The following is a 20068-nucleotide window of genomic DNA, read 5'->3' on the forward strand; positions in this document are numbered from 1 at the left end:
GTGCTTTCTGCACCAAAACTACTCGAAGAGCAGTATAGATTTTCCATCAAAATCAACGAGCTTGACGGAGGTGTTGAATACACACGCGAGCATCTCTTCAGTTAATACCTCTGTCGGTAAACCAATGCTCTCCACGACACCTTTTCGCAAAAGCACGACTCGGTCAGCGTGGCGTAGTGATCGGTTTAAGTCGTGGTTTGCCATCACCACGGTGATCCCCTGCTGTTTGACGTACGCAATCAGTTTATAAAGCAAAGCCTCTTGTGCGATATCGAGAGGCGCCGCTGGTTCATCCAAAATCAACATCTTTGCATAGGGATTGAGTGTCGGCCAAATCTGTAAGCAGCAACCAGCCAGTCGTACGCGCTGCCATTCACCGCCAGAGAGCTGATGAATGGAGCGATGCAATTTGTCGCTGATATTTAAAAGTTCACTCAGTTCATTGACCACCGGCAACACTTTCTCATCATGAACGTCAATACATGCCGGCAATGACAAAGCCAGATATTGAAAAACATCGAGATTAAAGGAAGGACGCTGCGCTTGTGGTAAAAAAGCGCGTTTGAGCGCAAGGTCAGGCAGTGATAGATCACTAATAAGTACATCATCAAACCACACTTCCCCTTGGCACTCTGTCATACCCGCTAGTGCTCCGAGCAACGTACTTTTACCGCAACCATTTGGCCCCAAAATATGCAGCACTTCTCCTGCTTCACACTCAAACGATAGTGGCAATAAACGATGGCCCACTTGTAAGTCTTTAATGCGAATCATGATTTTTCACCAGCATCCAGATAAATACTGGAGCTCCTAACGTTGTGGTCACCACTCCGAGTGGCAGCTCCGCTGAATTAAGCGCTAATCTGGCCACTAAGTCTGCTGCTGCTAACAGCAACGCGCCACCTAATGCCGATAATGGTAGCAGCATTTTATTTTCTGAACCTAAGGTTAAGCGCAGTAGATGTGGGACAACTAAGCCAACAAAACCAATTACGCCGCCCAGAGCGACCGCTCCGCCAACCAATATTGACACCGCCAAGATAAGTTTCCAGCGCAGTTTATGGATATCCACACCTAACTGGCGAGCGACCTCTTCACCGAGCATCAGCTTATCGAGTTTTTTACCTTGCAACACCAACCATCCAATCACCGGAATGGTCACTACACTGAGCCAATGCTGCTCCCAAATCACACCACCAACACTGCCCATCAACCAATACATTAACTGGCGAAGGCTCATATCATCACTGAAATAGAACGCCCACGTCACCACTGCGCCTGATAAAATTCCCAGAGCGACTCCAACTAACAACAATCTTGTTGTCGTTAGCCTTAACGTTTTCGCCATAGTGACTAATATGGCAGTAAACACTAAAGCACCTGCCATAGCTGATAGCATAAACACTTGTGGTGTGGCTGCAAAAGGGAAAAAGAACAACACTAACACCATGGCGACACTGGCTCCGCCGGAAATACCGACCACACCGGGTTCAGCGAGTACGTTACCCAGTAACACTTGTAATGTTGCCCCAGCAACGCCCAGTGATGCACCAATTATCAATGCAGCTAATAACCGTGGAATACGTAATTCGAACAATAACCGGGCTTTGAGCGTTGTCATTGGCTCAAATGGCGAAATGTAAAGCCCACCTAGCACTAAATAAAAGCCAGCCAAAAGCAATAGAGCTAGCCCCAGAACCCACGCGGCTCTAACCCACCGTTTTTGTTTACGTAAAAGGAGCTGATTAAAATCCATAAAGTGAGAACTATAAACAAGAATGGCTTAACGATAACGTTAAGCCATTTAAATAGAAAGAGAGATTTACCGTTAATCAGTCGTAAACGACTTGATCATTCTCATATCGAATAGAAACGCCGCACACCATGAGTGCCGCTCGTTGGCCAATCGCCACTTTATGATTAGGGAAGACAATCGCTTCCCCTTCATTTTGTGCCATAAGCGGTTTATCACCGTCATGACCAAATACTTCACCATGCATAAAAGAGGTGAAGTTTTCGACTGAATCATCAAACAAAAACTCAAAGTCGTCATGTAAACGTACAATCGTACGACTTACTCGATATGTAATTAACTCATTGGTAGGCGTCGGTAATACATCACCAGCGATTTTCGCTTTTAGTGCATCACTAAACCCTTTGAAAGAATTGAGATCATTCTCCCCTAACCGGGCAACTTTGCCCAATTCCACGGTCACTGCTTGAGCACCATGCAGTTCGGCGCTGTACCAACTAAAGGTGCTTGATGGAGCATTAGATAGCATTAATGCTTCCACCTGAGCAGCATTGAGAAAATCGATCAATGCTCGGCTTCGAGTTGCATGGCGAGAGCGAGGGCTAACCGCAAATGAGAGATGTTTAGAACCACGAATGGCGCAATGCAAATCAAAATGCCAACGTGATTCGACCTTTGTCCCACAGAAAAAATCACTCACTGTAATTTTTAAACTATCGGCGATACCCAGCTCTAACGATGGCTCTTGCGGCTTTTCGTCAAATAGGCGATTAAGATTAACATCGACAAAACGCACATGTGCATTGGTTGCTTTAGGGTGCGCCAATATAAACAAGCAGCGCTCTTTTACCGCTTGCTTACCAGACAAAATGTCACTAACCCACTGATCCACCAACTCTAGAGGTGCGGTTTCATCACCATGTATGCCAGCAGATATAACCAAGTGCTGAGTATTGGGGGTTTGCTGAGCAGGAATCACCTCTAGCACACCACGTTGATGTAATTTTAACGTGACACCATCTGCATTTTTAACGGCATTCGGAACGATTTGAGAATACGTATCCAATGTGTCAGTCAAAAATGACTGATGAAACAGTGACGTCATGCATTACTCCTTTATTGCACAGTAACAATACCAATGGTAGTTAATATCTATTACACCGGTAACGATCATCATTTAGACGAAGATAATCAATCGGCTGATAAAATACCTTACCTTCCAACAAGGTAACTCTGAACTTGGTAAGTTTACCACCATCAGAGGAAAACTCTCTATCTTCAATTAGTTCTTTACCGTACACAAAGAGCTAATTCTGACTTGTATCACGTAAATATAACTAAGGATCGTCACTCCTATCACTCTTTGACGAGCCACACCGAGACTAATAAATTATTACACCGTTACACCAGCTTCAGCAAAACTGGCCATGGTGTTATAGAACTCAGCTGCCGCTTTAACCATAGGTACAGCAAGCGCAGCGCCTGTGCCTTCACCAAGGCGCAACCCCAATTCCAACAACGGTTTCGCGTGCAGTTTGTCCAGCACAACTTTATGACCCGCTTCATGTGATTGGTGAGCAAAGATCATCACTTCTCGACTGTCTGGTTCAATAAGAGTGGCAATGTATGCCGCCGTGCTCACAATGAAACCATCAACTAAGACTGGAGTGTTTTTTTCGTACGCGCCAAGGAATGCTCCAACCATCTGTACGATTTCAAAACCACCGACTTCGGCTAATACTGTCAAAGGATTTTGACCTTGGCAGCGAGCGACACCTTGCGCGACAAGAGCCACTTTTTTCTCATATTGCGCTGGTGAAATACCCGTTCCCATACCAACACAAGTCTGCGCACTTTCGCCTGTTAGTGCCGCCAGTAATGCTGCCGCACTGCTCGTATTGGCAATACCCATTTCACCAAACATCACCAAGTTTGAGCCTTGGTCAATAATGTTTTGCACAAAGGATTTGCCTAAATCAATACCGCGAGTCACCTGCTGCGCCGTCATTGCCGCCGATTCGGCAAAGTTAGCAGTGCGGTCACCAAGACGCTGGATGAAAAAATCAGGATGATCGGATTCAACAGGGAATAAAATACCTGTATCGACCACTTTAATATCAATTTGGTTAGCACGGCAAAAACAGTTAATCGCGGCACCACCATTTAAAAAGTTAAGCACCATCTGTTGTGTTACTGCACTTGGGGCAATACTAACACCGGAGTCAGCAATGCCATGGTCACCAGCAAATACAATCGCGGTGGGCTTTTGGATTTCAATCTGATTCACAGCATTCGTTTTTCCTTGGCTTTGAATTAAAGCCAACTGAAAAGCCACTTCTTCTATTTGGCCCAAAGAACCAACGGGTTTGGTTTTTTGGTCAATCCGAGTTTGAATTGACTCAGCGTATTGACGATCTAGCATGCTCAATTATCCTTACAGTCATCAGCTACTTATATGACAGCACACCTGAACTTTTATAAGTGACACTACACCGCACCGAAGAGTGCTAGGTAGCTGAATAATTTACAAAATTAATCTGAGTGTACTCGCAATTTTACTGATACTCCAAACATAAACCAGTACTTAGCCAAAGTTCAACATTGGTGTTAATCATCGATAACGAACGGTGTCTGTTATATTTACAAAACCACAACGATTAATAAGCACTTTGTTGCAATCTATTCAACTAAGCAATATAGTCAAAAGCTAACTTATTGACGAAATGAAGCGTATATAGTGATATTCCTCGCGAAATCGTAGGTTATTCTCTTTTATCAAATCTGTATTTTATATACGCTACGCACTTCTGCGTTAGGTCAAAACATAATGATAAATAAAGACTTTCCCTTAGCAAACGACAGCGACTTTTACGTAATGATCGCCGGAGCATCCGGACTGGTAGGCTCTCAAGTACTCAAGCATTTGCTCAATCAGTGTCATCTTGGCGGTGTATATACCATGGTCAGGCAACCGCTTGGTCAGCAACACCCTAAGCTAGTTCAGGTTCTTGACGGGCAACTCTCTGTTTTCCCTGAAAATGCCAAAGGTAAGGTACGCTATGGTGTGATCGCGTTGGGAACAACCCTGAAACAAGCAGGCTCCAAAGAGGCGTTGAAGAACGTTGATCTTGATCTGGTTGTCGAGATAGCAACACGGATGAAAGCCTATGGTATTACCCATGTGGCTGTTGTTTCGAGCTTTGGTGCTAATCCTAAATCTCATTCGCACTATTTATGCTGTAAAGGCGTGATGGAGCACAAACTCATGCGACTAGGGTTTGAACACCTTTTGATTATGCGTCCTGGGCCTTTAGTCGGGGCGCGTCAAGAAATCCGTCCCGGTGAGATATGGCTTCAACGATTAATGAAAGTGGGTCAATATGCCCTATTTGGTCAATTACGAAATATCATTCCGATTGCAGCACAAGATGTTGCTAAAGCGCTTCTGAAAACACTCTTCGAAACAAACGATCAAAAAGTAACCATACTTAATTCAGTCGATATGCTGCAAAGGCTCAATAAACCCCTCAAGAATAAATAGTCTTTTCTCTATGAGCAGACTGTTGCCTTTTATCACAGTCCAAACAAAGGCACAGGATTGCTCATAATCTTCTTTATCATATTAGAACAGAAACCTCACCTTGCTCTGACATTAATTCAACGCCTAACTGCTTAAATTGTTAAGGTTTTGATCCAAAACCACCCTCACTATGATAGGCGAATTAGCTCGCCTTCCACTATAAAACCAGCCCCATATTTACCATTCTTTCGTTAGCTCACAAGCTAACTATTTTCAAGTGCCTGCAATATATTATTATTAAAAAACATGTTTATTTAGTAGAAAGTTTGGATTCACATTCCAAAACAGTGTGTGGTGATAATTTAATAGCGAAAAGTATTGTGAAGGGTGTTCCATTTTTCTCCGTCACCCATAGGCGAGACTATTCGGATGGATATAATGGGCCCCGCAAACGTCACACAAGTGAAACGTAAGCGTCACGCTAAGACGGCGTGATCGTCACAAACTTGTAACTAGGTAAATAGGAAACAAAATGACTAACAAACTAAAACTTTCAGCAGCAGCAGTGGCCCTAACTCTTCTAGCAGGTTGTTCATCTTACAATGCAAGCCAACCTACTTCAGGTCTTGTAGCTAACGTTGAATCATCTGTTAAAGCAGACATTAAAGTTGGTGGCAAAATCTCTGGTGAAGCTACTGCAAATGTTCTTATGGGCGTAATCAACTGGGGCGCTGGCGATCACTTTGTTGATGGCGTAGACTACGGTACAGGTGGTGCTCTATCTTTCGCAGACGCTTCAGCTTCTGCTAAATCTGCAGCTGCATACAACGCTGTTAAAGCTTCAGGTGCTGACCTAATCGTTGCTCCTCGCTACGAAATCACTACTGAAGACTACGTAGTATTCAAGAAAATCCACGTGAAAGTAACTGGTTACAAAGGTACTATCACTAGCGTGAAATAATTCACAGTGAATTCTCGAAAGAAAGGCTCCCATGGGAGCCTTTCTTTTTTGTAGTCTGATACTTCTCTCTCATAACGTTATAGTTATCACCACCCAACAGTTTACCCCTTAACTGCGCTAATTATTCTCAACCAGAACATTTTACAATCCACATTAAAACTTTTGGTTATAAGACATAACAAAACAGCATTGTTTAGATAACAATTCTTATCATCATCATCCCCAACTCAGCATATCATAGTCACAAATACTTATTTTTTAGTCTTTAGTTAAGGAATTTACTATGTCACTAGCAGTTATCGCTGCTCTCGCGATATTTGTTGGCATTCTGGCGGTTTTATTTTACCAACAGAAGCAATCACATACCCTTTCACGCCTTGTATTGATCGGCCTAGTACTAGGTAGTCTGTTTGGCTTAGGCCTGCAGCTTATCGTTGGTGAAGGTCAGCCTGTTACCGCACAAGTACTCTCTTGGGTCGCGATCGTCGGTAACGGATACGTTGGACTACTCAAGATGGTAGTGATGCCACTTGTTTTAGTATCAATGATTTCTGCCGTTGTACGTCTAGACAAAAATGGGTCTCTGGGCAAAATTTCAACACTCACTATTGCCGTCTTATTATTTACGACGGCCATTGCGGCTTTAATCGGTATCCTCATGGCACAAGCGTTCGGCTTAACTGCTGAAGGTCTCACCGAAGGTGCACGTGAAATGGCACGCTTAGACACGCTAGCGACTAAAGCGACAACCGTTGCTGGGCTGACTATTCCTCAAATGCTCCTCAGCTTTATTCCAACTAACCCGTTTGCAGATTTAACAGGCGCCCGATCTACTTCTATTATCGCTATCGTGATCTTTGGTGTGTTGGTTGGCGTAGCTAGTCGCAAAGTCATGATGGAAAAAGAAGATCTTGAAGCACCAATCCGTACTTTTGTTGAAGCGATTCAATCGATTGTCATGCGTCTGGTGAAAATGATCATGGCGTTGACACCTTACGGTATCGCAGCGCTTATGGCTAAAGTAGTGGCAACTTCTAGCGCAACAGACATTTTAAAGCTGCTTGGCTTTATCGTTGCTTCTTACGTAGCTATCGCAGCCATGTTCTTAGTACATGCCTTACTTGTCTCTTTTGTTGGCGTGAGTCCTAAGGCCTACTTCCAAAAAATTTGGCCAGTACTTACCTTTGCGTTTAGTTCTCGTAGCTCCGCCGCAACCATTCCATTGAATGTGGAAGCACAAATAAACAAGCTTAACGTTCCACCAGCAATTGCTAACCTAGCAGCCTCTTTTGGTGCCACTATCGGTCAAAACGGCTGTGCGGGTATTTACCCTGCAATGCTAGCAGTAATGGTTGCGCCAACCGTTGGTATCAACCCAATGGACCTGCACTTTATTCTGTCATTGATTGCCATTGTGACGATCAGTTCCTTTGGTATTGCTGGTGTGGGCGGTGGCGCGACCTTCGCTGCGTTAATCGTTCTTCCAGCAATGGGGCTACCCGTAACAATTGCTGCACTCCTTATTTCGATTGAACCACTGATCGATATGGCTCGTACCGCTCTAAATGTGTCGGGCGCAATGACTGCTGGAACTATAACTAGCCGTCTGCTAAATCAGGTACATCAGCCAGAAACACAAGCGCAAGAAGCTTAACTCTCCCGATTTACCCTTTAAAAAAAGCCAAGCAACTTCAATTGCTTGGCTTTTATTTTTGGAATCACAGAAAAACGCCAATTATGTTAGCACTGCTTCAAAACTCTAGAGTGCAGTTGATTGCCTAAAATGCCACCGAGTAACAACACAATAAGGAATACCCAACCAGAAAGAGAGAAGTTGGCAATAGGAGTGAATAAAGCCCCAACATTACAACCATTGGCAAAACGGGTACCAAGCCCCATCAACAACCCACCAAACGCAAATAAAGAATAATGGCGCACTGTGTAACCGGGTTTCAGGTTAAACGCTCCCTTACCTAGCAGTAATACAGCAATAAGAGTACCTAACAAAATCGCAAAGTTTTGTACTGTTACATTATGTTCAAGTAACGGTAGCGTATATATGGCTTCAGGTTTATGGGAATATGCGGCGACATCTTGCACATTCATACCTAAACTTATCAATAGCTTACCAAACCACAACCCAAACGGAGTGGATGCTCCCCAGCCAGCGCCAGTTGTAGCCATCATAATGCCAAAGATAATGGCGATCACCAATGCTGTGCTCCGCATTTGCCAAACGTTGCCTAGCCATTGTTGATAGTTTTCTTTACTCCAAACTCGATAATCAACTGATGGAGCCACTGCTGCTTGCTGTTGGCGAAGGATTTCTCCGTCCACTCCGTAAAACGTGCCACCAGCTTGACGAGATGCTTGATAGCGTTTTGCACGCCAACTCACGAAAAGTGCTAAGCCAGCAGTCACGATTACCGACCAGAAGTAACCCTGTAATGGTCCACCAAGCAAGTCTGGTAAAAATACACCTTTGCCACTATAACTGGAGGTCGAGAACCAAGTTTGACGAATCCAAGTCTGAGTTGCTTGTAAAGGGAACCCCAGAAAAACACCAAAACCAAAAAAGAAAAGGGTAATTAAAGCGCGGGGAATATCCCCCACCATTTCGACCATCACACCTGTTGCACAGCAGCTTGATAAGCTCATGCCAGCACCAAACATTAATCCACCGATTAGTAAACCAGCATTGATCGGATTAACCCACAAGTGGTAATCACCTGGCTTAGCATTCAATAGTAGACCCGCACTAACAACCGAGGTTATAACAAACATAAACATCAGTGTTTGCAGTAGCTGAGTTGACCCACGACGATATGCTCTATTTACGCTGCCCGCAAAACCGATCGAGCCTTTAGTTAAGGCGAAACCTAATGCTAAACCCAGCAAAAGACGCAGATAGAGAGCATCACTCTTTAAATATAAGGCCCCAAATACCAAAGTTGCTACAGCGACACCTAAAGCCCACCAAGCCTGTTGCTTATTCATTTACCACACCATTTATTCGCATACGAACTCAAAACGCTGCAGGTTAACATGTTTGATACTTGTTATTGAGTTATTCATTTATAACATTTAGTTCTAGCTTAAATGTGATTTTCAAAATATATGCGATCGGTATAATATACCCAAGTAACCTCAAGATGCGGTTTCAGCGAGAATGTATTCGCTCATAGGCAAGGCACCGATTTGAATACATAGTTATTCTACGTAGAAAATCGGTAACGCAGCATAGGAGCGAATACAACTCGCCCCTTGGGAGCTCATCAACAAGCCCATTTCTGCGCCCAATGACGTTGAAAGGGAATGACCATTCCTTCCGTCATTGAGCTTGACCTGTGCTCGTTGATGAAGCTCTGAATTCTGCATCTCGAGGTCATTTGGGTATAAAAATAGATAATCAATTTTATTGTCAAAATCGGGGGCACTGATATTATCACCGTACTTAAAATAAATGTTAGTTGGCTACGAACTATTATGACTGAAGAAATTAAAGAAACAGTATTACAACCATTAACCACAAAAGAAGCTAAAGCAAAATCGAATGCTCTTATTGCCTATGGCTTGATGGCATTTGGTTCAGTTATTATTATCACTTGGTTTATTGGAGCCATTTGGGCTATGGTGAAAAAGTCTGAGGCTGCTGGTACTCGCTTTGAAGATCACTACAAAAATATTATTCAACTGTTCTGGTATAGCCTTGTTCTAATTATTATTGGCTTCGTCACCAGTTTATTTGTTATTGGTTACTTTATTTTACTTGCCACGTGGATTTGGATTATTTTCAGACTCGTGAAAGGCTTTGCTAGAATTTTAACCGACCAATCGTACAGTTAAATACATCCATATATCTAAGACAGGGCCACTATTGCTTGCGGGATTAAGCTTGGCTAGTCCCTACTGATGATGCACTGAAAGGCCATTTGGGTATAGGTATACGTTAAGCACGCATAGCTCTATGCGTGCTTAACGCTTCTAGCCTTACTCTTACATCTTTATCTTAACAAAATCTGTTGCTTAGCAACTTTTCAAGCATTGGCACAGCGGGTATCCTTGCCTCACTCCAATTTGCAGCTAGCATTGATAAAAAAAGCCTCGCTTTCATTATCGGGTTAACGCAGCATGGTCATTATTTGACAAACCATTTCTGATAGATAATTGACCGACACACAATTCAGAGGACGTATCCTGAACTATGCTTAGGTTTTCAACATCACTCAGCCTGACACAAATGCAGCATTTACGTAGCATTCTGGTTATTTTGGGCTTTGTTTTCGCAGTCTTAATTGCCTATTCTAAAAGTCAGGCATTAACCTACGGTGCGATTCGATTTGATTTTGATGCCACAGCAGCCTCAGTAACAAAGATTGATGTTAATCATCGTCACAACGACATTATTTTCGTTCATTACACTTTTTTTTCAGAAAAATCAGAGCCCTACGAGGGAAGCTACGAAGTTCACTCATCGAAAGAGAATTACCCTTACCCTGTGGGCAGCCGATTACCGATCGTTTTCGCAAAACATTTCCCAGAGATCAATACATTGGAAGAAATGCATCCACAGATGCGTTTTGCGTTTTACCTATTTGTTGCCTGTTTTATTTTGATGCCCATCGATGTAATGGTTGCTCTCTGGTATTCGGTGAAAATTCAACAGCGGCGCGATAATGAAATGAATCTGCCTTTCTAGATAGAATCCACGGGGAACAAGTGTAATCACCTCGGTATACTCTCCTCGCTTTTAGTTCGCCCCACTTTTTGGCAACCACACTTTTTAATTCAGACCAAATCAACAACAGGACATTAAAACCAGATGCATAATCGACAATTTACCGCTCAAGAGCAGCAAACCCTGCGTGAATTGATCATGTTAAGACGTGATATTCGTGGCAATAATTTCTTAAGTGATCCTGTCTCTGATGAACAAATTCACGAACTATTAACTGCAGCAGCACTTGGGCCATCAGTTGGATTCTCTCAGCCATGGGAATTTGTCGTCATTCGCGACAACGCAACCAAACAACGTGTTCATCAGGATTATCAAATCGAGACCGAGCGCGCAGCCGGTGAGTTCACGACAGAAAAACAAGCCATTTATCACCAATTAAAACTTGAAGGCATTTTGGAAGCCCCGGTAAATATCGCCGTGTTTTACAAACCAACAACTGGCCCTGTCCTTGGACAAAACTCCATGGCAGAAGCGGGTGAATACAGTGTGGTGTGCGCTATTCAAAACATGTGGTTAATGGCGCGCTCGATGAACTTAGGCATCGGTTGGGTCAGCATCATTAACCCTGAGACCATTGCTGAGATCCTCAATGCACCTAAAGACCGTAAGCTGGTTGCCTATCTGTGCGTTGGTCATGTCAAAGAGTTCTACTCCGTTCCCGAGCTTGAAACATTAAAATGGGCACCACGCAAACCTATCGACAGTTTTGCCTTCCAAGAAGGTTTTCCAGAGTCGATTTAAGTGTTTTGCACAACATGCTGTTGGCGTTTACACATTAGTCGATAGAAGAAAAAAGAGGTAAGTTGCCTGGCAACTCACCTCTTGTTTTATTTATCGCTATTTTTGCTTATGGCTTGTGACTAGCGAAAACAGATTTGCGCCCAACGCGCTAGCCCCGCCGTCACCGAACCAAAGTCGTTACCGCTCACCACTTCCACACCCGGAAGTACTTGCTCCACCGCCGCTTTCAAGATAGGTGATTTGGCTGAGCCACCGGTCATGTAAATCACATCCGGTTTTGTATCACCTTGCTCTAATGCATCACTCACTAAGCGCATCATCTTCGCTTTAGGCACTTCAATGGCATTCATCATATCATTTTGTTGAATATCAAGCTCAACCACATCGCGAAGGAAATCCAGTGTCGCGCGATAAGTAGCTGCGCTGGAAAGCCCAATTTTTGCCTCTTCAGCACGACGCACCACTCCATGACCTAAGATCTCTTGGTAGACCTCAATCAAACGGGCCAGTTTTTCTGGCTGCTGCGCTTCTTTATGCAGCATTCTTAGCGCCGCCATATTCTCTTTAGCGTAGAAATCGGTTTGCGCTGGCAAGTCGTTAATGGCAACTGGGTTCCAAAACTGGGTAATGGGCATTTCAATGCCTGACAGCATCTTTGAGCCAAAACCAAGCGCTGGCATCAACTGGCGAAAGGCGATGTGAATATCCAAATCGTTCCCCCCAACTCGCTCACCAGTGTGCGCCAGTAGCGAAGCAGAACGGTCACTTTTGTCTTTCCAAGAAGGCCCCATTTGCAGCAATGAACAGTCGGTTGTACCGCCACCGATATCCACCACCAGTACATTCTTGTCTTCGGTTAGAGACGCTTCATACTCAAGACCCGCCGCAACAGGTTCAAATTGAAACTCAATATGACGAAAACCCGCTCGGCTTGCCGCTTGGCGCAAAATGGTTTCCGCTTGACGGTCCGATTCCACACCACCACGACCTTGGAAGTGAATAGGACGACCAATCACTGCATCGTCAATGGTTTGCCCTAAACGCGCTTCACCTTGGCGTTTGATGTTAGCCATCATGGCGCACACCAAATCTTCAAAGAAGCGAATCTGAATGTCGCGCAATCCCATACTGCCGAGGAAAGATTTTGGCGATTTCACGTAATAGGTAAATTGCGGATCTTGCAGGTAATGATTTAGCGCCGCTTGACCAAAATTCACATCACGCGCTTCCAGCTCAATACCTTCATCGTGGTTAAACGCTAGCGCACGACGCAGCAAGTCTTCACCGATTTTATCGCTCGGTTTTATCTGACAAAAACGAAACAGATACTCTGTTACGGATTCTCTCGTGGGTGCGGATAAGGTGGAAGGAATATAGATATTGTCGCCTTCCACTGCCACTGGAGTAGGAACGCCATCCAACATATGCGCGATGGAACAGTTAGAGGTGCCGTAGTCAAACCCGATATACATAGCTCGTTTTCGCCTTGGTAAAAAAAAGGTTGCATAACATACAGCAACTGCTGCAACAACTCCAGCGCTTCTTCGCTGGATCACTCACAAAACTGTGCCTTACGCCACACTGAGATGATTGATGTAGTGAGGAACTCTCTTTGCAAATTCGCCACGTATACCCTGCACGATCGCCACTTTAGGTGGAGCCCCTTGTGAACAACAACGATCATGACAACCCATTATAAGGATAGAAAACATGCTGCAAGCCAGTTTAAACATCGGTGCATCCCAATCTGACCTATTTAGCTCAGATGGGCAAAATAGTGCGCTCTCCTCGCAAAACCAAGGAAGCGGTAATGACAGCTCCATCGATCAACTCGCTCAACTGTTTGTAGGTCTCCTCATGGCAGCGGCTGCCTTATCCGGCCAAGGTCAAAATAGCGATTCCACCGGCGGTAATTCTAACGGTGGCTCAAGCTTGGGAGGGACGCAAGGACAAGGCGACAGCAGCCTAAATGAGATGATGAAAACACTACTAAGTGCACTCACTCAAGGTGATTCAGGAAGTAACCCATCCGCTGTTGGTGCCAATCAAGCTAGCAGCACAGGAACCACCGGACAACTGGCAGCGCAAAGTGACCAACTGCTCAAAGACGCGGGCACAGGTTCCATGCAAACTGCGTTGGCTCCAACAGCAGACGGTGGCGCACAGCTAAACAGCAGCGCTCAATCGGTCTCACAAAGTGTGTCTGGATTGATGGATCAGCACCCAGAGAGCTTTGGCACACCAAGTAATCCAGGAGCTTTAGATTCTCAAACCCAAGCCTCACCAACGGCAGTGACACAAACCGGCGCAGCAGAAACGCCGGCAGCACAACCTGCGGTCAGTGCTCAGACAGAAACCAGCGCAGCGGACACCAACACTGCATCTAGCTCACATGTGATGCCACAAGGAATGCGCAGCGTACCATCGGATACCTCTAAACCGATTATCGATGCTGAATCTGGCGCACGTGTTCGCGAGGCGACCACCAGCAAAACCACAGGGGCAACCGTCAAACCGCTTGAACCATCAGACAATCCTAACGTGGTCAATGACACGATTGTGGTGAAAGCCGGTGAAACCTTTGACGGTAAAGGACAAACCTTCACCGCTGGCTCAGCCTTGGGCGATGGTGGTCAATCGGAAAACCAAAAACCGATTTTCCAATTGGAAGATGGCGCCTCACTGAAAAACGTGGTGATTGGTGAAAACGGCGCAGATGGCGTGCATGTTTATGGCGATGCAAAAATTGATAACGTGCACTGGTCAAACGTTGGTGAAGATGCCCTAACCATCAAGCCAAGTGAAACCGGCAAAACGCACAATGTCGAGATCACTAACAGTAGCGCTAAGCACGCCCACGACAAAATCTTCCAGATGAACGATAACGCCAACATCAAAATCGATAACTTTGCCGCAGATGACTTCGGTAACTTCTTGATCAGTAACAACCATCAGCAAGGTCAATGGAACATCGATATGAGTAATATTTCGTTGAAAAACGGCAATTACTCGGTGGTGAACAGCTTCAATAAAGAGGGCACCACAGTCAACCTTGATAATATTTCGATGGAAAATGTGAAACGCACTTACATCCTGACCGATGGAGCAAAAATGAACGTGGCTTAAACGAGCCTTAGTGATGATAATGGACAGCCAATGCTGTCCATTTATCCATTGATATTTAGGGAAAAGAGTCCACTTAAGAGCGTGGCACAACGCCTTGCGGGATTGGACACAGGTACGGAGCGCGTTGTAACTCTTGCTCCAACTCAGCTTTGGCTTGCTGAATATGAGTCGGTTCGAGCAGCAAATCGAGCGCCGTGGCCGCCATGACTTTCGCCGCATGCACCATCCCTTTGTAACCGACTGACGTATTACCTTGTGATACCGCTTGCCACGTATGCAATGGCGTACCAAAAGCATAACAGGGTGCGTAACATTGCACTGTCGGCACCACCCAACTCACATCCCCCACATCTGTTGAACCATAAAGCGGTTCAAAACACGCTTTGTACGGCATGGGTTGATGCATCACTGCATCATCATACAAATATCCCATCGATGACGGTGACACTTCCCTATTCATCGCACACAAATGATCGACGGTAGCCTTAATGTCTTCTTTGGTCAGCGTGCCGCGCATTTCCTCTAAATAGGCATGCTCTGAGTCGGTGTAGCTTGGCATGCCAAGCGTTTCGATATGCCGGGCCATCAACGATTCCAAATAGCGATTTGGCTGATAGCTTGAGCACGCTTTGATAAACTCAACATCCACGTTTGTACCCGCCATCAGTGCTGCGCCCTGCGCTATCGCTTGAATGCGAGTATAAATATCTTGCACATCAGCAACCCGCGGTGAACGCATCAAATAGAGCACCGAAGCCTCCGATTGCACAACATTAGGCGCTAAACCGCCAGATTGAGTAATCGCATAGTGCAGGCGAGAATCTTGCGGAATGTGTTCACGCAAGTAGTTCGCCCCAACATTCATCAGTTCGACTGAATCGAGTGCACTGCGACCAATATGAGGCGCAGCCGCGGCGTGAGACGCCTTACCATGGAAATGAAATTCCGCCTGAATATTGGCTAAAGTCGGAGTATTAAACACCCCAGAAAAAGAGTGCGGATGCCAAGTAATTGCCGCATCTAGATCGGCAAATACGCCATCACGAACCATAAACGTTTTGCCTGAACCGCCCTCTTCCGCCGGACAACCATAGAAGGTTACTGTGCCTGAAAGTTGATGGGTTTCCAGATAGTGTTTAATCGCCAAAGCCGCTCCGACTGAGGCTACGCCCAACAGATGGTGACCACAGCCATGCCCGTTGCCGCCTTCTACCACACAATGAGGCGTCGCTTCCCCAGCATGCTGACTCAAACCAGACAGTGCGTCGTACTCACCTAAAAAGCCAATGTGCGGTTCACCCTGACCAAAGGTGGCAGTAAACGCAGTTTCAATTCCAGCAACTCCAGTGGTTACGGCAAAATCGTTGCGTTGGAGAAAGGACCGAATCGCCTGAGCAGATTGAAATTCTTCAAAGCGAGTTTCGGCAAATCCCCAGATCTGCTCACTTAGCTCAGTTAATGGTGTTTGATGTTGGTCGATGCTGTGCCAAAGCAGCTCATGCTCTGGCATAGATTGATGGTTATCTGTGCACTCCATTGCGCTTCCCTTGAAAATGGGTTGATGATGCCCAATCTATTAAGCAAGGCGTGGTTAGACAAGATAACCAATTGTTTAGGGTAATGACTTTTAGTTATCGTCTCACCTGTTATACCCAAATAACCTCATGTTGGTAAGGTCTGTTAGTAAAAACTGTACGTAAAACTTGTTTGTAAACCAAGGTTGCACAAAGACTCTGCTCCTCACTCATTTTGAACCTTGTGACATTTTTGCAGACTAACTTACAAAAGCTATCCATCCGCATTTACAGAGGTGAAGATATGGATACCAATACAAAACAGATCATTGATGGCCTATTTGAGCGTCTTGCTCAGGCGGAAAAACAGAACAGCAATCGCGATAGAGAAGCGGAATCGCTCATCGAAAAACACGTGGTTGCGCACCCAGCAGCGCCTTACTACATGGCACAAACCATGGTGATGCAAGAGGCCACTATCAAGCAGCTTCACGCGCAAGTTGAACAACTTAAAACCGAGTTAAACCAAGCTCAAGCACAGGCTCAACCCAAAAGCTCCGGAGGTTTCCTTTCTGGGCTATTTGGCGGCCATAAAAACCAGAGCAACCAGCAATGGCAAAACAACCCTCAAGGCAACCGTTTTAACGGTGCTAATGGCTTTGGCCCCAACAATGGTTATGGCAATCCTGGTTCCGGTAACAATGGTTTTAGTAATAGCGGTTTTGGCAATAACGGTTATGCGCAAAATGGCTACGGCAACGGCGGTTACGGACGTGGTAACAGCTTCTTAGGTGGCGCACTGCAAACAGCAGCAGGTGTCGCAGGCGGTGTCGTATTAGGTAATATGATGATGAATATGTTTAGTCATCACCAGCCAGAAGAGATCGTCAACATCATTAACGAAGATCCAATGCAACAAAATATGGATGGCATGGGCAGTTCATTTATGGACAGCTCGTACATGGATAACCAATTCTCTGATGCCAGCGGCTTTACCGATGGTCAAAGCGATGCCGATTTCACCAACGGAGGTTTTGATACTGCCGCAACGGATAGCAACGGTTTTACCGAAGGTTTTGGTACAGGAGGTTTTGACACCAGCACCTTTGATAATGGCGGTTTTGCCAATACCGATACTGGCACCGACCCATTTAGCAATGGCTTTGGTAGCGATAGTTACGACGACCCGTTCTCAGGTGGTTTTGGTGGCGGGTTTGACGACAGCGGCTTTGATGACTTCGGCGATCTAAGTTAGATAATGGATTGCTAATAATAAGCAAAGGCAGGGCTTTCCCTGCCTTTATTGCTAAAAATCAATTTCCTCACACATCCTCCCTCTTTTTATTTGGTCTCTATTTAAATGAATCAAATAAATTTTATAAAACTAAAGTTTTTTTTAATAAATACCTTGAGTCTCGATATCAAAAGCGTATGTTAAATCTAACAAGCTCATACAGTTGCTTATGTTCGATAAGGATAGGCAACTGTGCTCCACAGTAGTTCACTCCTTCGGAACAAGGCATTATGAATAATCGACCTCTCATTATCTTTGCAGCCGGTAGCCTCAAAACAGCTTTTCGTGAAATGGCACTCTCAACTCAATATACCCAATGACGTTGAATAGGAATGACCATTCCTGCCGTCATCGAGCTTGACCTGTGCTCGTTGATGAAGCTCTGAAGTCTGCATCTTGAGGTCATTTGGGTATAACATTTGTTCGCTCACCGCCATTGTATTTTTCCTTATTCAATGGTGAGTCATAAAACGGAAGGCCTGTCCATTAACGCCGAATGAGCAAAAAACAGCCACAAAGTGTTACAAAATAGACTACAAATCATGCAATTATATAGATAACACTCACAATTTACGCCCTAAACAAATGCGTCTGACATTAGTATGGTTATACTTCAACTGGTATAAATTTACGGCGGGTGGGTCATGTATTACTATTTGTATGCGCTACGACAGTTTCGCAATTTTCACGGTCGTGCACGACGCAAAGAGTTCTGGCACTTCTATTTGATCAATATCGCTGTTGGTCTGATTTTATCTCTGCTTGATGGTCTATTTGGTACCATCAATCCTGTCAGTGGCGCAGGCATGTTAAGCGTGGTTTACGCCTTAATCATTATTATCCCTTCTATCGCACTGTTCGTAAGGCGCATTCACGATACCGGACGTTCAGGATGGTGGCTACTTCTGCTATTTGTGCCTGTTATTGGTTTCATCACTTCGCTTTACTTTGCGCTCAAAGACAGCCAACCATACGAAAATGAGTATGGTCCAAACCGCAAACATCTTAGTTGGTGATCGTTACCTTCATTGTTTGCTAATGGTATAAAGTTTGCTAATGGTATAAATCAAATGAATAAAGAGCGCGATTGCGCTCTTTTGTTTATTGGCTCTGATAAGTGGTTTTCTGTTTGTTCGAAATTGACCAACGCCGCCACTATTCACTGATTTAACGGCGGCTTGGAAAATGGTCACTTGGCACAATAAGAAAGGGAAGAAAAAAGGTTAACCAAGTAACAACTCACACTCGATAGGCAGATAGCGTGTCGCCGAATTCATCAAAGAAAATGCCGTAAGAGAAGGTACACCATACACTTCCGTTGCACAGCCGTAATCTTGATAGATTTTATCGAGTAACAAACTGAAATCACCGTCACCAGAAACCAATACCACCGTATCAGCCTGTTTGGAGTATTCCATACCATCAAGGGTAATACCCACATCCCAATCGCCTTTGGCAGTACCATCAGAACGCTGGATAAACGGCTTGGTTTTTACTTCAAAGCCAATTGCACGCAATATATTTTGAAACTGACGTTGCTTCTCATCGCCTTTATCGATGGCATAAGCTATCGCTTTGACGACTTCACGATTTTGCGTCACCTGACGCCAAAAAACGTTGTAATCGAAATTGCGTTTATATGCCTGCCGCGTAGTGTAATAGACGTTTTGGACATCCACTAGGATGACTACTTTTTCCATAACGATTCCATTTAGCCATAAAAGCCGCATCCTATCACAAAGTGATGCATAAAGGGACTCTAGGCCAGCGCCTAACCTAAGCGGCTATTTTTAAACTCTTTAGCTTCCCCCTACTACGCTACGTACAAAACGCAATAAGGTTGACCCGTTATTCTGATAACGCAGAGTTTGCGCACTGCTGTATACCAGAGAATCTCCTGCCACTAGCAAATGCGTACCATCGCTTAGCTCTAAAGTCAGCTCGCCATCGATAATATGGAGCAACTCGTGCCAACCTTCAGGATCGGGTTCTGCTAGATAACCATCATTAGGCGCAAGGCTCCACATCCATAATTCCACTTGTTGGGTGGTGGTAAGCGAGCAGCACAGCACCGCTTTACTCTCAGGATGGGTACCACGCCAAGTTAAGATATTACGATGGTGTGACTCGGTTTCACTTGGGCTGACTATCTGCGCAAAACTGACCCCCAGCACCGCAGCCAACTGAGCTAATTTGGCTAAGCTAATGTTGGTGCTACCATTTTCTAACCCCGCCACCATTCGGCGACTAATGCCGGACTTATCGGCTAACGCCTGCTGACTTAAATTATGTTGTGCTCTTAATCGCTTTACATTTGCCGCAACGTATTCAAGTACGCCATCTGTTTCTTGCGTCATGGATAAAACCTTTTGTGCAGTATATTGCACCATTGTAAATGTCGTGATACTTTGTGCACTATAT

20 protein-coding genes are annotated in these 20068 nt (G+C 44.8%); 10 read left to right on the plus strand and 10 right to left on the minus strand.

Features of this window, described 5'->3' with window-relative positions; translation table 11 throughout:
• Positions 1-18: 18 nt before the first annotated feature.
• The 4 genes from btuD to cobT all read right to left on the minus strand — a co-directional run bounded on the left by btuD (position 19) and on the right by cobT (position 4175).
• Positions 19-774, minus strand: coding sequence for a vitamin B12 ABC transporter ATP-binding protein BtuD (gene btuD, locus JCM16456_RS08700; RefSeq protein WP_068713842.1), 756 nt, complete (start codon positions 772-774; stop codon positions 19-21).
• The gene (gene btuC / locus JCM16456_RS08705; protein ID WP_068713843.1) at positions 761-1756 is read right to left on the minus strand and encodes a vitamin B12 ABC transporter permease BtuC; all 996 of its coding nucleotides are present in this window, start codon (positions 1754-1756) and stop codon (positions 761-763) included. Before btuC ends, btuD begins: the two co-directional genes overlap by 14 nt.
• 76 nt (positions 1757-1832) lie before the next feature.
• Positions 1833-2858 carry a succinylglutamate desuccinylase gene (locus tag JCM16456_RS08710; RefSeq protein ID WP_068713844.1) on the minus strand — a complete coding sequence of 342 codons (1026 nt, stop codon included), beginning with the start codon at positions 2856-2858 and terminating at the stop codon, positions 1833-1835.
• Between the two features lie 288 nt (positions 2859-3146).
• The gene (gene cobT / locus JCM16456_RS08715) at positions 3147-4175 is read right to left on the minus strand and encodes a nicotinate-nucleotide--dimethylbenzimidazole phosphoribosyltransferase (protein ID WP_068713845.1); all 1029 of its coding nucleotides are present in this window, start codon (positions 4173-4175) and stop codon (positions 3147-3149) included.
• A gap of 405 nt (positions 4176-4580) precedes the next feature.
• Between cobT and JCM16456_RS08720 the strand changes: the two genes are divergently transcribed.
• The 3 genes from JCM16456_RS08720 (at position 4581) to JCM16456_RS08730 (ending at position 7888) form a co-directional block, all read left to right on the plus strand.
• A complete protein-coding gene (locus tag JCM16456_RS08720; protein WP_068713846.1) occupies positions 4581-5294 on the plus strand; it encodes an NAD(P)H-binding protein in 714 nt (237 codons plus the stop codon).
• 511 nt (positions 5295-5805) lie between these two features.
• On the plus strand, positions 5806-6234 hold the full coding sequence (locus JCM16456_RS08725) for a hypothetical protein (RefSeq protein ID WP_068713847.1): 429 nt from the start codon (positions 5806-5808) through the stop codon (positions 6232-6234).
• Between the two features lie 283 nt (positions 6235-6517).
• Positions 6518-7888, plus strand: coding sequence for an L-cystine transporter (locus JCM16456_RS08730; protein ID WP_068713848.1), 1371 nt, complete (start codon positions 6518-6520; stop codon positions 7886-7888).
• Positions 7889-7974: 86 nt separating this feature from the next.
• Here the strand turns inward: JCM16456_RS08730 and JCM16456_RS08735 are convergent, their stop codons facing one another.
• Together JCM16456_RS08735 and JCM16456_RS23655 are read right to left on the minus strand one after the other, a co-directional pair.
• On the minus strand, positions 7975-9231 hold the full coding sequence (locus JCM16456_RS08735; RefSeq protein ID WP_068713849.1) for a YeeE/YedE family protein: 1257 nt from the start codon (positions 9229-9231) through the stop codon (positions 7975-7977).
• A 213-nt stretch (positions 9232-9444) separates the two neighbouring features.
• Positions 9445-9612, minus strand: coding sequence for a hypothetical protein (locus tag JCM16456_RS23655; RefSeq protein ID WP_156430489.1), 168 nt, complete (start codon positions 9610-9612; stop codon positions 9445-9447).
• Between the two features lie 108 nt (positions 9613-9720).
• Here JCM16456_RS23655 and JCM16456_RS08740 point away from each other — a divergent pair, with 108 nt between their 5' ends.
• From JCM16456_RS08740 to bluB, 3 genes are all read left to right on the plus strand, one after another.
• Positions 9721-10080 (plus strand): DUF4870 family protein, encoded by a 360-nt coding sequence (locus tag JCM16456_RS08740; protein WP_068713850.1) that lies wholly within the window; start codon positions 9721-9723, stop codon positions 10078-10080.
• 394 nt (positions 10081-10474) lie between these two features.
• Positions 10475-10933 (plus strand): hypothetical protein, encoded by a 459-nt coding sequence (locus tag JCM16456_RS08745; protein ID WP_068713851.1) that lies wholly within the window; start codon positions 10475-10477, stop codon positions 10931-10933.
• Between the two features lie 123 nt (positions 10934-11056).
• Positions 11057-11713, plus strand: a complete 657-nt coding sequence (gene bluB / locus JCM16456_RS08750) for a 5,6-dimethylbenzimidazole synthase (RefSeq protein WP_068713852.1) — start codon at positions 11057-11059, stop codon at positions 11711-11713.
• 119 nt (positions 11714-11832) lie between these two features.
• Here the strand turns inward: bluB and yegD are convergent, their stop codons facing one another.
• Complete coding sequence (gene yegD, locus JCM16456_RS08755) at positions 11833-13185, minus strand: molecular chaperone (protein WP_068713853.1); 1353 nt, start codon at positions 13183-13185, stop codon at positions 11833-11835.
• Between the two features lie 238 nt (positions 13186-13423).
• On the opposite strand from yegD, the gene JCM16456_RS08760 reads away from it, so the two are divergent.
• Positions 13424-14839: a pectate lyase gene (locus JCM16456_RS08760; RefSeq protein WP_068713854.1), complete on the plus strand. Its 1416-nt coding sequence runs from the start codon at positions 13424-13426 to the stop codon at positions 14837-14839.
• Between the two features lie 73 nt (positions 14840-14912).
• Here JCM16456_RS08760 and JCM16456_RS08765 read toward each other — a convergent pair whose 3' ends face one another.
• Positions 14913-16376 (minus strand): M20 family metallopeptidase, encoded by a 1464-nt coding sequence (locus tag JCM16456_RS08765; protein ID WP_231894399.1) that lies wholly within the window; start codon positions 16374-16376, stop codon positions 14913-14915.
• 281 nt (positions 16377-16657) lie between these two features.
• On the opposite strand from JCM16456_RS08765, the gene JCM16456_RS08770 reads away from it, so the two are divergent.
• The 3 genes from JCM16456_RS08770 to JCM16456_RS24465 all read left to right on the plus strand — a co-directional run bounded on the left by JCM16456_RS08770 (position 16658) and on the right by JCM16456_RS24465 (position 18790).
• Positions 16658-17608 carry a DUF2076 domain-containing protein gene (locus JCM16456_RS08770; RefSeq protein WP_068713855.1) on the plus strand — a complete coding sequence of 317 codons (951 nt, stop codon included), beginning with the start codon at positions 16658-16660 and terminating at the stop codon, positions 17606-17608.
• A gap of 683 nt (positions 17609-18291) precedes the next feature.
• The gene (locus JCM16456_RS08775) at positions 18292-18663 is read left to right on the plus strand and encodes a DUF805 domain-containing protein (RefSeq protein WP_068713856.1); all 372 of its coding nucleotides are present in this window, start codon (positions 18292-18294) and stop codon (positions 18661-18663) included.
• Between the two features lie 58 nt (positions 18664-18721).
• Positions 18722-18790 carry a sortase B protein-sorting domain-containing protein gene (locus tag JCM16456_RS24465; protein ID WP_156430555.1) on the plus strand — a complete coding sequence of 23 codons (69 nt, stop codon included), beginning with the start codon at positions 18722-18724 and terminating at the stop codon, positions 18788-18790.
• 80 nt (positions 18791-18870) lie between these two features.
• Here JCM16456_RS24465 and JCM16456_RS08780 read toward each other — a convergent pair whose 3' ends face one another.
• Positions 18871-19347: a LabA-like NYN domain-containing protein gene (locus JCM16456_RS08780; RefSeq protein WP_068713857.1), complete on the minus strand. Its 477-nt coding sequence runs from the start codon at positions 19345-19347 to the stop codon at positions 18871-18873.
• A gap of 99 nt (positions 19348-19446) precedes the next feature.
• Positions 19447-20004: a helix-turn-helix domain-containing protein gene (locus JCM16456_RS08785; protein WP_068713858.1), complete on the minus strand. Its 558-nt coding sequence runs from the start codon at positions 20002-20004 to the stop codon at positions 19447-19449.
• Positions 20005-20068: the final 64 nt, after the last annotated feature.

This window comes from Vibrio tritonius (genome assembly GCF_001547935.1).
Lineage (GTDB): Bacteria > Pseudomonadota > Gammaproteobacteria > Enterobacterales > Vibrionaceae > Vibrio > Vibrio tritonius.